This is a genomic window from Serratia sp. ME47 (assembly GCF_903970925.1).
GTDB classification, from domain to species: Bacteria; Pseudomonadota; Gammaproteobacteria; order Enterobacterales; family Enterobacteriaceae; genus Serratia; species Serratia ureilytica.
Window position 1 is genome coordinate 154,318 of the sequence record NZ_CAJCKE010000004.1, and the last position, 13,042, is coordinate 167,359.

General features: G+C 58.8%; 11 protein-coding genes, 2 tRNA genes and 1 other RNA gene. 7 read left to right on the forward strand and 7 right to left on the reverse strand.

Annotated elements, in window-relative coordinates:
* The first annotated feature begins 126 nt into the window (after positions 1 to 126).
* Positions 127 to 873 (forward strand): carbon-nitrogen hydrolase family protein, encoded by a 747-nt coding sequence (locus tag H7A77_RS06405; protein WP_182073955.1) that lies wholly within the window; start codon positions 127 to 129, stop codon positions 871 to 873.
* Between the two features lie 26 nt (positions 874 to 899).
* Positions 900 to 1,568: an exodeoxyribonuclease X gene (gene exoX / locus H7A77_RS06410; protein ID WP_033644251.1), complete on the forward strand. Its 669-nt coding sequence runs from the start codon at positions 900 to 902 to the stop codon at positions 1,566 to 1,568.
* A gap of 35 nt (positions 1,569 to 1,603) precedes the next feature.
* Here the strand turns inward: exoX and H7A77_RS06415 are convergent, their stop codons facing one another.
* From H7A77_RS06415 to H7A77_RS06440, 6 genes are all read right to left on the reverse strand, one after another.
* The gene (locus H7A77_RS06415) at positions 1,604 to 3,637 is read right to left on the reverse strand and encodes a S9 family peptidase (protein WP_089191551.1); all 2,034 of its coding nucleotides are present in this window, start codon (positions 3,635 to 3,637) and stop codon (positions 1,604 to 1,606) included.
* 68 nt (positions 3,638 to 3,705) lie between these two features.
* Positions 3,706 to 4,359, reverse strand: coding sequence for a tellurite resistance TerB family protein (locus H7A77_RS06420; protein WP_033642711.1), 654 nt, complete (start codon positions 4,357 to 4,359; stop codon positions 3,706 to 3,708).
* Positions 4,360 to 4,508: 149 nt separating this feature from the next.
* The gene (locus H7A77_RS06425; protein WP_033642710.1) at positions 4,509 to 5,087 is read right to left on the reverse strand and encodes a molecular chaperone; all 579 of its coding nucleotides are present in this window, start codon (positions 5,085 to 5,087) and stop codon (positions 4,509 to 4,511) included.
* Positions 5,088 to 5,129: 42 nt separating this feature from the next.
* Positions 5,130 to 5,867: a phosphatase gene (locus tag H7A77_RS06430; protein ID WP_047026282.1), complete on the reverse strand. Its 738-nt coding sequence runs from the start codon at positions 5,865 to 5,867 to the stop codon at positions 5,130 to 5,132.
* Between the two features lie 90 nt (positions 5,868 to 5,957).
* A complete protein-coding gene (gene ghrA, locus H7A77_RS06435) occupies positions 5,958 to 6,899 on the reverse strand; it encodes a glyoxylate/hydroxypyruvate reductase GhrA (protein WP_182073956.1) in 942 nt (313 codons plus the stop codon).
* A 127-nt stretch (positions 6,900 to 7,026) separates the two neighbouring features.
* Positions 7,027 to 8,493 carry a peptide MFS transporter gene (locus tag H7A77_RS06440; RefSeq protein ID WP_046686867.1) on the reverse strand — a complete coding sequence of 489 codons (1,467 nt, stop codon included), beginning with the start codon at positions 8,491 to 8,493 and terminating at the stop codon, positions 7,027 to 7,029.
* A gap of 446 nt (positions 8,494 to 8,939) precedes the next feature.
* Here H7A77_RS06440 and H7A77_RS06445 point away from each other — a divergent pair.
* The 4 genes from H7A77_RS06445 (at position 8,940) to H7A77_RS06460 (ending at position 10,892) form a co-directional block, all read left to right on the forward strand.
* Positions 8,940 to 9,029, forward strand: a tRNA-Ser gene (locus H7A77_RS06445).
* 364 nt (positions 9,030 to 9,393) lie between these two features.
* A tRNA-Ser gene (locus tag H7A77_RS06450) sits at positions 9,394 to 9,483 on the forward strand.
* Positions 9,484 to 9,529: 46 nt separating this feature from the next.
* Positions 9,530 to 9,649: non-coding RNA, RtT sRNA (locus H7A77_RS06455), on the forward strand.
* Positions 9,650 to 10,007: 358 nt separating this feature from the next.
* Positions 10,008 to 10,892 (forward strand): SEC-C metal-binding domain-containing protein, encoded by an 885-nt coding sequence (locus tag H7A77_RS06460; protein WP_147880238.1) that lies wholly within the window; start codon positions 10,008 to 10,010, stop codon positions 10,890 to 10,892.
* Positions 10,893 to 11,178: 286 nt separating this feature from the next.
* On the opposite strand, the gene H7A77_RS06465 is transcribed toward H7A77_RS06460, so the two are convergent.
* A complete protein-coding gene (locus H7A77_RS06465) occupies positions 11,179 to 11,535 on the reverse strand; it encodes a helix-turn-helix domain-containing protein (RefSeq protein WP_033642706.1) in 357 nt (118 codons plus the stop codon).
* 297 nt (positions 11,536 to 11,832) lie between these two features.
* Between H7A77_RS06465 and sdeA the strand changes: the two genes are divergently transcribed.
* The gene (gene sdeA, locus H7A77_RS06470) at positions 11,833 to 13,020 is read left to right on the forward strand and encodes a multidrug efflux RND transporter periplasmic adaptor subunit SdeA (RefSeq protein WP_099782650.1); all 1,188 of its coding nucleotides are present in this window, start codon (positions 11,833 to 11,835) and stop codon (positions 13,018 to 13,020) included.
* Positions 13,021 to 13,042 lie beyond the last annotated feature (22 nt).

The window sequence follows — 13,042 nt, forward strand, 5'->3', positions numbered from 1 at the left end:
CCCCAGCAGAGAAACGTGCGGAGAAACGCGCCAAAAAAGCGCATCCGTCTGGTGAGTAAGCGTCCTTCCATCCGTCATTAAACCCGCCAAGGCGGGTTTTTTATTGCCTCACTGGAGAGATGGCCAATGTCCTGCTTTACCCTCGCCGCCGCCCAATACCCCGCCGCTGCGGCCGATATCGCCTGCAACCTTGAACGTCACCTTGAATTTGTCGCGCAGGCAGCCGAACAGCAGGTGCAACTGCTGGTTTTTCCCGAACTGTCGCTAAGCGGCTATGAGCTGGCCGATGCCGCCGAACTGGCGCTGACGCTGGGCGATCCGCGTCTGCAACCGCTCGCTGCGGCGGCGCAATCGCATCAGATGACGATCATCGTCGGCGCGCCCTTGCGCAGCGGCCAGGCGCTGCATATCGCCGCCTTGATCTTTCACCCCAACGGCGCGGTGGCCGCCTATACCAAGCAACATCTGCACGGCGCGGAACAACAACGGTTCTTGCCCGGTAATGGCGGCACGCTGCTGGAAATACATCGGCAACGCATCGCGCTGGCTATCTGCGCCGACACCTCGCAACCCGGCCACGCAAGCGCCGCCGCGCTGGCGGGGGCGCAGATTTATGCCGCCGGCGTGCTGGTATCTGAAGCCGGTTACGCGAAAGACAGCGCTGCGCTGGCAGGCTATGCCCGTCGTTATGGCATGGTCACGCTGATGGCCAACCATGCGGCGCCGACCGGAGGCTGGATCCCGGCAGGCCGCAGCGCCATCTGGAATGAAACGGGAGCGCTTTTGGTTGCCGCGCCGGATGACGCCCCTGGTCTTATCATCGCCGACAGGATCCACGACGGTTGGCACGGCCGCCTGTGCCGGTTAAGCTGAAACCTGACGGCAACGCGGAGGAAAGCATGACGTTACGCGTAATAGATACCGAGACCTGCGGGCTGGACGGCGGCGTGGTGGAAGTGGCCTCCCTCGATCTGCTCGACGGCCAATTGACCAACCCGATGAGCGACCTGATCAGCCCGGACCGCCCCATCAGCCTCGACGCGATGGCGATTCATCACATCACCGAACAGATGGTGGAAGGCAAACCGCGCATTGCGGTGGCGATCGGCCGCTATCAGGGCAGCCCCTACTATGTGGCGCACAACGCCGCCTTTGATCGCGGGGTGTTGCCGGAGATGAACGGCGCCTGGATCTGCACCCTCAAGCTGGCGCGCACGCTGTATCCGGACATCAAGTACGGCAACCAGTATCTGCGCTACGCGCTGAATCTGGACGTGCAGCTGCCGGCAGACGCCACGCTGTACCCGCACCGCGCGCTGTATGACTGCTACGTCACCGCCGCGCTGCTGCAACGCATCATCAAGGATTCGGGCTGGACGCCGGAGCAAATGGTGCAGATCACCGAACAGCCGGTGCTGCTGAAGAAGTTCAAGTTCGGCAAGTATCGCGGGCAGGAGATCGACCGCATCGCCCAGGAAGACCCCGGCTATCTGCGCTGGATGCTGAAATCCATCGACGATCTGAGCCCGGACATGAAACACACGCTGAAATACTATCTGATTGGCTAACACAGCGGGCGGCTCAGGCCGCCCGCCGCACGCCGTTATTCCGCCAGCGCCAGAATGAAGGCGTACTCCAGCGCAATATCCTCATAGGCCTTGAAGCGGCCGGATTTGCCGCCGTGGCCGGCATCCATGTCGGTATACAGCAGCAGCTGCCGATCGTCGGTTTTCAGCTCGCGCAGCTTGGCCACCCACTTGGCCGGCTCCCAATACTGCACCTGCGAATCGTGCAGGCCGGTGGTCACCAGCAGATGCGGGTACTCCTGCGCTTTCACCTGATCGTACGGGCTGTACTGCTTGATGTAGTCGTAATAGGCCTGCTCGTTCGGGTTGCCCCACTCGTCGTATTCGCCGGTGGTCAGCGGAATGGACTCATCCAGCATGGTGGTCACCACGTCGACGAACGGCACCTGCGCCACCACGCCGTGGAACAGCTGCGGCGCCTGGTTGATCACCGCGCCCATCAGCAGGCCGCCCGCGCTGCCGCCCATCGCGAACACTCGCTTGCCATCACCGTACCCCTGGGCGACCAGCGTTTCGGTCACGTCGATAAAGTCGTTGAAGGTGTTCTGCTTGTTGAACAACTTGCCGTCTTCATACCACAGCTGCCCCAGCTCGCCGCCGCCGCGAATGTGCGCCAACGCGAACACGACACCGCGATCCAGCAGGCTCAGGCGGCTGGCGCTGAACGCCGGATCCATGCTGCTGCCGTAAGAGCCGTAGCCATACACCATCAGCGGGTTGGCGCCGCGCTGGAAGCTGTCCTGGCGATACACCAGCGAAACCGGCACCTCGACGCCGTCGCGCGCCTTCACCCACACCCGCTCGCTGCGGTAGTTTTCCGGCGTGAAATTCTTCACTTCCTGCTGTTTGAGCATCGTCCGCTCGCCGCTGTCCATGTTCAGCTCGTACAGCGTGGTCGGGGTGGTCATCGACGAATAGCCGTAGCGCAGCAGCGCGGTTTCCGGATCCGGGTTATACGCCAGCCAGGTGGTGTAGGTCGGATCGTCGAAGGCGATGCGCTTCTCTTCGCCGCTTTGCCAGTGGATCTGGCGCAGCAGCGTCAGGCCGGCATTGCGCTCTTCGACCACCAACCAATCACGGAACAGGCTGAAGCCCTCCAGCATCACGTCGGCGCGAGGGGCGATCAGCGTCTGCCACTGCGCTTCGTCCGCCTGTTCGCTTTGGTACAGGCCGAAGTTCTTGCCGTCCTTGTTAGAGCGGATATAGAAATGCTGGTGATAGTGATCGATGGCGTACTCGTGATCCTTGCGGCGCGGCACGAACAGCTGCGGTTTGGCGTCCGCACGATCGGCATCCAGCAACAGGATCTCCGAGGTGGTGGTGCTGCTCAGGTGGATCAGAATAAAGCGCTCGGAGGTGGTCTTCTCCAGCCCGACGTAGAAGGTATCGTCCTGCTCTTCGTAAATCAGCTCGTCCTGCTGCGGATCGCTGCCGACTACGTGGCGATAAACCTGATACGGCAACAGCGTCTTGGCGTGCTTGCGCACGTAGTACACCGTCGAGGAATCGTTGGCCCACTCGAAGCTGCCGGAGGTGTTTTCCAGCACTTCGTCGGCCCAGCTGCCGTCGGCCAGGTTCTTGAAACGAATGTCATACTGGCGGCGCGACAGGAAATCCTCCGCCACCCCCAGACGCTGATTGTCGGGACTGACGTCCAGCCCGCCCAGGGTGTAAAACTCGTGGTTCTCGGCGCGTTGGTTGCCGTCGATAAGCACATCCCACTGCTCGCTCTCGGCCTGCGGCTGGCGCACATAAATCGCGTATTCGTTGCCCGGCTCGTAGCGCGTCTGATAGCGATAGCCGTGGCGCACGTAAGGCACCGAATGTTCCTGCTGCGGGATGCGCGCCACCATCTCTTCGTACAGGGCTTCGCGCAACGCCTGCTGCGGCTTCAACATCGCATCGGTGTAGGCATTCTCCGCCTGCAGGTAGTCCAGCACCTGACGGTCTGCGCGCTCATCGTCGCGCAGCCAGTAGTAGTCATCCACGCGCGTATCGCCGTGGATAGTGATGGGATAAGGCCGTTTTTCCGCTTTCGGTGGGGTCATCATTGCTAAATCATCCGCTTACATAGATTGCGGCAAGAGTGACACGATTCCCCCCGGCTTGCCAAGCGGCGCTATGCCAGCTCGCGCTTTTTCTCGTTGACGTCGCTCTCGATGCCCTGCTTGACGTCCGCCGGGATCTTCAGCGCCTGCGCCAGCGCATCAAGATAGCCGCGCTCCATAAAGTGATCGACGTCGATCACCAGACAACTCAGGTAATAAACCTCCAGCGCCTCGTCTTCGTTTTGCACGCTGCGGGCGATTAACGCCGGGTTGAGCGGCTGGTCGAGCGCTTCCTGCACCCAGCCCTGCGCCTCTTCCCCCACCTGCAGTTGCGCCAGGCTGTGATCGATGGCGCGCTGCTCGTCGGCATCGATATGGCCGTCGCTTTTGGCGGCGAACACCAGCGCCTGCACCAAACGCTTGGCGCGCAGATCCACCGGCGTGGTTTGCAAACCGAACTGCGGTTCGTCCTGATGGGTCTCTTTCACCCGCTGCTTGTACTTGTTCCACAGCACCGCGCCCACCGCCGCGCTGCCGCCGATAATCAGCGCATTCTTGCCGAACTTACCCACCAGCTTGCGCGAAGATTTGTTGGCCAACAGCACGCCGACCAGGCCGCCCAGCGCCGTGGGCGCCAGCAGTTTGCCGATGCCTTCTGCCCCGCCCATCGCGCCGGCCTTCTGCCCGATCAACGTTTGAATCTGCTGCATCCAGTTACTTTTCATCATCTACCCCTTGCGTGAAAAAACGCGGCGCGCAGGCGCGCCCGAACCGACGGTAAACCGCCAGATTAGGGGATCTTTTGTCAATTTACGTCTGGGGGATGCAAACCTGTGTTTAGCGGGCCGGGCGGCCCGCCAGGATGGCTGCGGCGTTACGCGTCTTCGTCGCCCGCTTCGTCGTCCTGCTCGTACTCGGCCAGCTCGTCGCGCATCGCCTGGAGGGCGTCGCGGGTCATCAGCGCCAGCGTGCGGTAGAAACCGGTGGTGGCGTGCGCTTCCACTTTGCCGAGGAAGCGGCCGCACCACGGCAGCAGGAACTCGTCGAACAGCGCGATCTGCGCCTGCGCTTCATCTTCCTGCGACTGATCTTCCAGCCAGGACGCCGCCAGCAGCAGCTGGCCGAAATGGTCGGCCGGCGCCTCAGCCAGCGGCATGCCGCGCTGCTGCAGGAAGGCGCGCACTTCAGCCTCGCTTGCGCCTTCGACATAGTCGGAGCGGAACGGCGGCACGCTGCATTCGCTGCCGACGAACATCGCATTGAAGTCGGTCGCCAGTTGGTTGACGTCGCCGCCCTGCTGCAGGCGCTTCAGCAGGTCATCCTGCTCCAGCGGCCAGTGCTGCTGCAGCTTGCCCTCTTTAATCAGCGCGAACAGCGGCACCAACAGCGGATCCTGCGGCTGGCGGTAGAACAGCGTACCCAGCACGCGGCAGACAATCGAAAACTCATTCATGATAAAGCCTTATTCAATACGGAAAATTTTGCCGGGACGATGTCACAAATCGGCCAATTCCGCAATCGCCGGCTTGCCGCGCCGCTCGAGAAAATCCAGCAGCCGGCGAGGGTTGACGTTGAGAATGCGCTCCTGCGGGAAGCCCACCTCTTCGATAATGCGCTCGCAGTGCTCAAAGTTACCCAGCGAAAAGGCGACGTGCGAATCCGAGCCCAGCGCCAGCCAGCCGCCGGCGTCGCGTACCGCGGCGGCGATCGCCCGACAGTTGGCCTCGCTGCCCTTGCGGGAGTGGGTGAACGACGAGTTATTCAGCTCCAGCGCCACCTCGTATTTGGCCGCCGCCGCCGCGACGGCGGGAATGTCGATCGGATAACGCGGGTTGCCGGGGTGGCTGATGATATGCACGTCCCCCTGCGCCATCGCGGCGATCATCGCTTCAGTATTGGACGCTTTATCCTGCGGCGCAAACACCGGCTCATGGAAACCGGCGATGATCACGTCGGTGGCCGTCAGCATCGGGCCGGTGCAGTCGATATCGCCCTGCAGGTTTTTGATGTTGGCTTCGATACCGCGCAAAATGCCCACGCCGTTCACCCGGCGCGGCCAAACGTGCATGTTCATAAAGTGCCAGTAGTGCGGCGCATCGGCCATGTCCGGGCCGTGATCGGTGATGGCGAACAGCTGGATGCCCTTCTGCCGGGCTTCGGCGATGTAATCGTGCAGCGTGCTGTAAGCGTGCGTGCTGGCGACGGTGTGCATATGCAAATCAACGGGATACATTGTTTCTCCTTCCAGAGGGCCTGCCCGCAGCGGTGCGGGCGGGCGCGATGACGGTGTCAGCTTATCAGTTACCGAACGGCGGCTGAAGGATCAGTACCCCCGTTGCCTGTCGACCACGCCGGCAGGGGTATGCCCCGCCTCCAGCGCGCGAATGTTGGCGGCGATCTGATCCATCGCCTGCTGCGGCAACGTGATGGCAGCAATATGCGGGGTAATGGTGACACGCGGATGACGCCAGAACGGGTGATCCTGCGGCAGCGGCTCGCGGGCGAACACGTCCAGCGTGGCGGCGGCCAGTTGCCCCTGTTCCAACGCCGCCAGCAGATCGGCTTCCACCAGGTGCGCACCGCGCGCGATGTTGATGAGGTAGGCGCCCGCGCTCAACTGTGCGAACAGCTCGCGGTTGAGGATGCCAACGGTCTCCGGCGTATTGGGCAGCAGGTTGATCAGCAGTTTGACGCCGTCGAGGAAGGCCGCGCGCTGATCCTCCCCGGCGAAGCTTTGCACGCCGTCAATCTGTTTGGCGCTGCGGCTCCAGCAGCGCACGCTAAAGCCAAACTCGGTCAGCTTACGCGCCACGCTCTGCCCCAGCACGCCGGCGCCGAGGATGCCGATGGTGAAATCATCCAGCGAGTGCGGATCGAGCGGCTGCCACTCCTGCCGCTGCTGCAGCGCCTGATACTCGTCGAAACGGCGGAAATAGCGCAGCACATAGCTCAGCGCATATTCCTGCATCTGCTGCGCCATGCCGGTATCCTCCAGCCGCAGCAGCGGCACGCCGGCGGGCAGCGTGCCGGGGTGTTTGCGCTCCTGATCGAGAATGGCGTCGACGCCGGCGCCGAGGGCGAACACCGCTTTCAGATCGTGGCGGTTGGCTAACATCTCGTGCGGCGGGCGCCATACCAGCGCGTAATCCGCCGGCCGCTCGTCGCCGCGCTGCCATTCGCGGATCTCGGCCTGCGGCAGGCGTTGCTTGATGCCGGTCAGCCATTCCTGGGCGTTAAATAAGGGATGGTAATAGATGATGTTCATACTGCGGGCTCCCGTTTGTTTTTATTGGTTTTCCTTCAGCCTTCCGCGATTCATCGCCGGATGCAAGCGTTAAAGCCCAAAATAAAAACAGCCCCGACCAGTGGGGCTGTTGTGCATGTTCGCAAAATCAGGCGGCAGACGCGCCGTCGCGCCGGATAAGACGCCGCAACAGCGGAATTAAAATCAGCATCGCCACGCCGACGCCCGTCGCCCCCCAACCCAGCGCGCTGAAGATTTCGCTGTAGCCAGGATTGGTTTGCAGCGGCGTGCTGCCGCTGTTTTCCGGCATCAGGCCGGATACGTAGCCCGCCAACACCGAAGCGACGCCGGTCACCATCATCCAGCAGCCCATCATCACGCCCTGATAGCGCGGCGGCGCCAGCTTGCCGATCATCGCGTAACCGATCGGCGAGATCATCAATTCACCGACGCTTTGCAGCACATAGCTGATGACGATCCATTTAAACGCCACCAGCCCGTCGCCGCCGGCCATGCTGATGCCCAGCGGCAATACCAGCATGCCGAGCCCGATGCAAAACAGCGATCCGGAGAACTGCAGCGGAATGTCGATGTTGCAGCCGCGAGCGCGCAGGCGGTTGAACCACCAGGCCAGCAGCGGGCCGCCCACCACGATCACCAGCGTGTTGATGTTCTGGATCCACTGCGGCGCCACCTGAATGCCGTAAACGTTCAGATTGATGTTGTGCTCGGAGAACAGCATCAGCCCCATCGGCGCCAGCTGATACAGCGCCCAGAACACCAGCGACCCCAGCGCCAGGATCAGATAGGCCGCCATTCTGCGGCGCTCATCGCGCGGATGGTGGCGCAGCGTCACGACGCACAGCATCAGGAAGATCAGCGCGCCGAGCACGATCACGAAATGGCCGCTGAACTCGGCATGGGTCAGCATCACGCGGATAATCGGCACCAGCGCCACCAGCACCGCCAACCCGACCAGCATGCGCCAGCGGTATTGGCTGCGGCTGGCGTCGTGGAGCGGCGTATTGAGATCGGCCAGAATGCGCCAGCGACAGACGGCGACGATGATCGCCGCCGCGTTGCCCAGCGTGGCGAACAGGAACAGCGCGCGATAATTTTCCGTCAGTTGGAAATACCCGGCCACAGTAAAGCCAACGAAGAACCCGAGGTTCATGCCGGCGTAATTCCACAGGAACGCCGATTCGCGCCGATCATCGTCCGGTTTGAAACGCTGGGTGAGCATCATATTGATGCAGGTCACGTTGAGACCGCTGCCGGTCAGGAACATCGCCAGCCCCCAGTACAACCCCCACACGCCCGCGACGGCAATCAGCGCGCAGCCGAACACCTGCAGCACCATACCGAGCACGAACAGGTTGCGGTTGCTGAGGAAACGGCCGCCGAGATAGCCGCCGAACATGTGCAGGCCATAGTTGAAGGCGCCGAACACGCCCATCATGGCATTGGCGCTGCTTTCGTTGAAACCCAATCGCTTGGTGGCGTACAGCACCAGCGTGGAATAGAGCACGGCGAAACCCAGCGTGGCGAAGATCTGGATGAAGAACAGCGCCCCCGCGCCGGGGGGAATGGCATGGCGCGCTTGCGGCGCCGGCATGGCATCTGAAGGAGTCAAAACGAACCTCTACTGCATTATTATGTAATGAGTCTGTCCCTGTCTGCGGTATCGCCGGCCTGTCAACCGGCAATCTGCGCGGCGACGTGATGTTCCTTGCCAAAAACGCCGCGCCGACATGATTCCATTTAGCGACACATCTGACTAATAATCCAGTATTAATGCATATAACAGCAAACAACCTCACCTCAATGGCGAGATATTGAGCTATTTGTACAGAAAAAAGTCAAACAATCGGCTTTCACGCATTTTGCTCGCTGCCGCCCTGTCCGCCGGCGGCCGAGAGTCAGGATATCGTTCGGTAAATCAGCAAATTGCTGCAAGTTTGGCTAAACAGTCATGAGAATGAAATAAGAGGGTTGACGCTGAGATCAGATTCTCCTACATTAGCGCCCGTCGACAGCGCAAGGCGTTATCGGCAACAAAACGGTGAGGTGTCTGAGTGGCTGAAGGAGCACGCCTGGAAAGTGTGTATACGCGAAAGTGTATCGAGGGTTCGAACCCCTCTCTCACCGCCAAATTCAAAGAGAAAGCCTGGATTCGCGTCCAGGCTTTTTTTTTGCATGGCGCACCGCCGAGAGGGGTGAGAAGCCTCGACAGGGTTCGACAAAACGCCCGCGTTTTGGACCGCCAACGGCGGCCCGCCGCGAACGCCTCCCGCCTTACGCTACCGAGGTTCCCCTTTTTCTCGGTTCTCCTCGAACCGCCTCTCTGATTTTCTCGCCCTTTCATGACTTCTGACGTGTAGTTCGCCGCAGTTTTCAACAAAGTGAACACGGCTTGAGCGGACAAGCAAAAACACAGAAATTATTCTTGACCGGATCGGCCCCACTCCCTATAGTAGCGCCCCGTTGCAGCGATGATTTCGCAACAAAAAAATATGGTGAGGTGTCCGAGTGGCTGAAGGAGCACGCCTGGAAAGTGTGTATACGCGAAAGTGTATCGAGGGTTCGAATCCCTCCCTCACCGCCATCTTCTACGAAGAAGCCTGAACTCGCGTTCAGGCTTTTTTGTATGCATAGCGCATCGAGCGGGAGGGTGAGAATCCTCGACAGGGTTCGACAAAACGCCTGCGTTTTGGACCGCCAACGGCGGCCCGCAGGGTGAGCGCAGCGAATCAATCCCTCCCTCACCGCCATATTCTAACGAGAAAGCCTGAGCGAAAGTTCAGGCTTTTTTGTTTGCATCGCGCACCGACCGGGAGGGTGAGAGCCATCGACAGGGTTCGACAAAACGCCCGCGTTTTGGACCGCCAAGGGGCCCGCAGGGTGAGCGCAGCGAATCTATCCCTCCCTCATCGCCATCTTCTACGAAGAAGCCTGAGCGAAAGTTCAGGCTTTTTTGAATGCAAACACATATAATAAGAGCACCAAGACGACTGGACAACATATTGAATGATAAGGTAATTTATCTTATAACTGAAATGTTTTGCAACTTTTAGCCTAGGATATATTACTATGTAATAACTTTTACATAGTTATTGCTAAAGGATATGTATGAATCGAACCCCACCAGTAGATGTGATACGCAAATTACGAAATGAAGTTGGCTTTGGATGCCCCATTGACGGATGTGCAAATCCATACTTGGAATGGCATCACTTTGATCCTCCTTGGCATATTAAGAATCATCACACCCCCGAAGGAATGATTGCTCTGTGTATACACCACCATAAAAAAGCTGATGGTGGTGCATACACAAATGATCAGCTAAGAGCTTTCAAGAATAACAAGACTCAGGCAGATAAAGTTAAAGGTCAATTTGATTGGTTGAGGAATGACTTGTTAGCGGTGGTTGGGGGAAATTTCTACTACGATACTTTAAAAGTATTACAGATAGATGGACACGATGTAGTTTGGTTCAAGCGTGATGAAGAAGGCTACCTTAGATTAAACATAAAAATGCTAAGTGTTCTTCCTAAAGAAAGGGCTTTGATCGAAGACAATATATGGACAAATATTGGAGATCCCAAAGATGTCAACTCTCCACCACAAGGTAAAGAACTTAGAATCGACTATGAGAATGGTGATCACCTATCAGTTAAGTTCTCAGTCGTAAAAACAGCAGGAGAAGCGTACAAAAAATATAAGAGCACATGTCTTCAGGCCAATAATGAAATCAATTATCCAATTACCGTTGTAGAGGTGTACTATATAATAGGCGGAGAAGGTATCGAACTTAAACCATCAGGAACTAACATTCAAAAAAACAATATTAAAGGTTGTTTTATTTCACATTGTGGAACCGGCATGAATATACAAACAGGCCTAATTTATCGCCAAAATCCATCATTACTACCCTATCAACCCGAATCTCGAGTCGGTCCTTGCCCCTGTGGTAGCGGATTGAGATTCAAGCAATGTCATGGGTTACTCGTATGAAAATTAATAAATCACTATTGCTGAAAACTCATCTACTAGTGCAACCAATTATCCAAAAAACACAGCGTTAAATTATAATTCTGGATATATTTTTATTAATGTGTATCAAAAAAACATTGAAATAATATGTGGATGTCGAAACCCTCGACAGGGTTCGAAAAAACGCTTGCATTTTGGACCGCCAACGGCGGCCCGCAGGGTGAGCGCAGCGAATCTATCCCTCCCTCACCGCCATAAAAAAGCCCGAACGCAAATTCAGGCTTTTTTATTCCCACTGCCAAACCGCTCAGTGGTGCGTGCATCTCACCGCCGTCGGCTGCGCCAGTGCGCGGCGCCAGTCCCCCGGCGTTTGGCCGAACTGGCGTTTGAAACTGCGGTTGAACGACTGCTGTGAGTCGAAGCCGAGCGAGATCGCCACGCTGACGATCGGTTCGCCGCTGTTGGCCAGGCGCTCCGCCGACACCTTCAGTTTTTGCATGCGGATATACTCCCCCAACGCATAGCCGGTCTGACGCTTGAACATGCGCTGCAGATGCCATTTGGAGTAGCCCGCGCGGTCCGCTACGGTGTTGATATCCAGTTTTTCTTCCAGATTGTTGTCGATCCACGTCTTCAAATCGGTAATGAAACCCGTCGTGTTCATGCTGATGCTCCCATCATGTCGGCAGGGTCCCCCTCTGCCCAGTGCGCATACGTTGCAACAGTTTCGCTTTAAATGCAATTTTTATTATTGCATTTACCAGAAAGCCGCCTCTATACTCCACCCAATTAATGTAACCGATATTGATACATTAATGTGACACCAATATGTTTCAAAACCTAACGTTGCGCCATGACAAAGCGCGGCGCCCCTTCCGCCGAACGCCGGCATGAAGGGAAAAGCCCGGAAAACAGGGCTGGGTATGGGGCCAGACAGCGCTTACTTATCGGAATAAAAATAATGCCAAATCAACCAAACTCATCGTTCAACGCCGGCGGCCGCACGCGCGCCTTCGCTCTGGGCCAGCGGCTCTCCGGGGTGGCGCTGCTGGCCGCCCTGCTCGCCGGGTGTGACAACAGCGTCGCGCATAACGCCCCGCCACCGCCGCCGGTGGTCAGCGCCGCCAGCGTGGTGGTCAAACCGATCAGCCAGTGGGATGCGTTCAATGGCCGGGTCGAAGCGGTGCAAAGCGTACAGCTGCGCCCGCGAGTTTCCGGCTACATCGAGCGGGTCAACTACACCGAAGGCGACGAGGTGAAGAAAGGCCAGGTGCTGTTCACCATTGACGATCGCACCTACCGCGCCGCGCGCGAACAGGCGCAGGCGGAGCTGGTGCGGGCGCGCAATCAGGCAGCCCTCGCGCGCAGCGAATCTTCGCGAACCGAGAAACTGATCGGCACTCAGGCCATCTCGCAAGAGGTGTGGGAACAGCGCCGTTCGTCCGCCGCGCAGGCGCAAAGCAACGTGCTGGCGGCGCAGGCCCAGCTCGATATGGCGCAGCTTAATCTCGACTTTACCCGCGTCACCGCCCCGATCGACGGGCGCGCCAGCCGCGCGATGATCACCGCCGGCAACCTGGTCACCGCCGGCGACAGCGCCAGCGTGCTGACGACGCTGGTATCGCTCGATAAGGTTTACGTCTATTTCGACGTGGATGAGGCGACCTTCCTGCGCTATCAGCAGCAGGGCCGACACGACGCGCGCCTGCCGGTGAAGGTGGGCCTGGTGGGCGAAGACGGCACTCCGCATCAGGGGCTGGTGGACTTCACCGACAACCAGTTGAACGCCGGTACCGGCACCATCCGCATGCGCGCCCTGCTCGACAACCGCGATCGCCGCTTCACACCGGGGCTGTTCGCCCGCGTGCAGATGCCCGGCAGCGCCGAGTTCAACGCCATGCTGATCGACGACAAAGCGGTGATGACCGATCAGAACCGCAAGTTCGTTTACATCGTCGATAAAGACGGCAAGGCGCAGCGCCGCGACATCGACGTGGGCCGGATGGCCGAAGGATTGCGCATTGTGCAAAAAGGCCTGGTGAACGGCGATCGGGTGATCGTCGACGGCATGCAGAAAGTGTTTATGCCGGGCATGCCGGTCGACGCGAAAAGCGTCGCCATGACCACCACCGCCTCCGCCCTTAACTAAGCTCCCAGCAGAGAACTCTGAC

What these genes read in the sequence shown, in the direction of transcription:
- H7A77_RS06460 (WP_147880238.1), top strand. Translation starts at nt 10,008, where the DNA reads ATGAATCGAACCCCACCAGTAGATGTGATACGCAAATTACGAAATGAA.
- ghrA (WP_182073956.1), bottom strand. Translation starts at nt 6,899, where the DNA reads ATGAACATCATCTATTACCATCCCTTATTTAACGCCCAGGAATGGCTG.
- sdeA (WP_099782650.1), top strand. Translation starts at nt 11,833, where the DNA reads ATGCCAAATCAACCAAACTCATCGTTCAACGCCGGCGGCCGCACGCGC.
- H7A77_RS06430 (WP_047026282.1), bottom strand. Translation starts at nt 5,867, where the DNA reads ATGTATCCCGTTGATTTGCATATGCACACCGTCGCCAGCACGCACGCT.
- H7A77_RS06420 (WP_033642711.1), bottom strand. Translation starts at nt 4,359, where the DNA reads ATGAAAAGTAACTGGATGCAGCAGATTCAAACGTTGATCGGGCAGAAG.
- exoX (WP_033644251.1), top strand. Translation starts at nt 900, where the DNA reads ATGACGTTACGCGTAATAGATACCGAGACCTGCGGGCTGGACGGCGGC.
- H7A77_RS06440 (WP_046686867.1), bottom strand. Translation starts at nt 8,493, where the DNA reads ATGCCGGCGCCGCAAGCGCGCCATGCCATTCCCCCCGGCGCGGGGGCG.
- H7A77_RS06415 (WP_089191551.1), bottom strand. Translation starts at nt 3,637, where the DNA reads ATGATGACCCCACCGAAAGCGGAAAAACGGCCTTATCCCATCACTATC.
- H7A77_RS06405 (WP_182073955.1), top strand. Translation starts at nt 127, where the DNA reads ATGTCCTGCTTTACCCTCGCCGCCGCCCAATACCCCGCCGCTGCGGCC.
- H7A77_RS06425 (WP_033642710.1), bottom strand. Translation starts at nt 5,087, where the DNA reads ATGAATGAGTTTTCGATTGTCTGCCGCGTGCTGGGTACGCTGTTCTAC.
- H7A77_RS06465 (WP_033642706.1), bottom strand. Translation starts at nt 11,535, where the DNA reads ATGAACACGACGGGTTTCATTACCGATTTGAAGACGTGGATCGACAAC.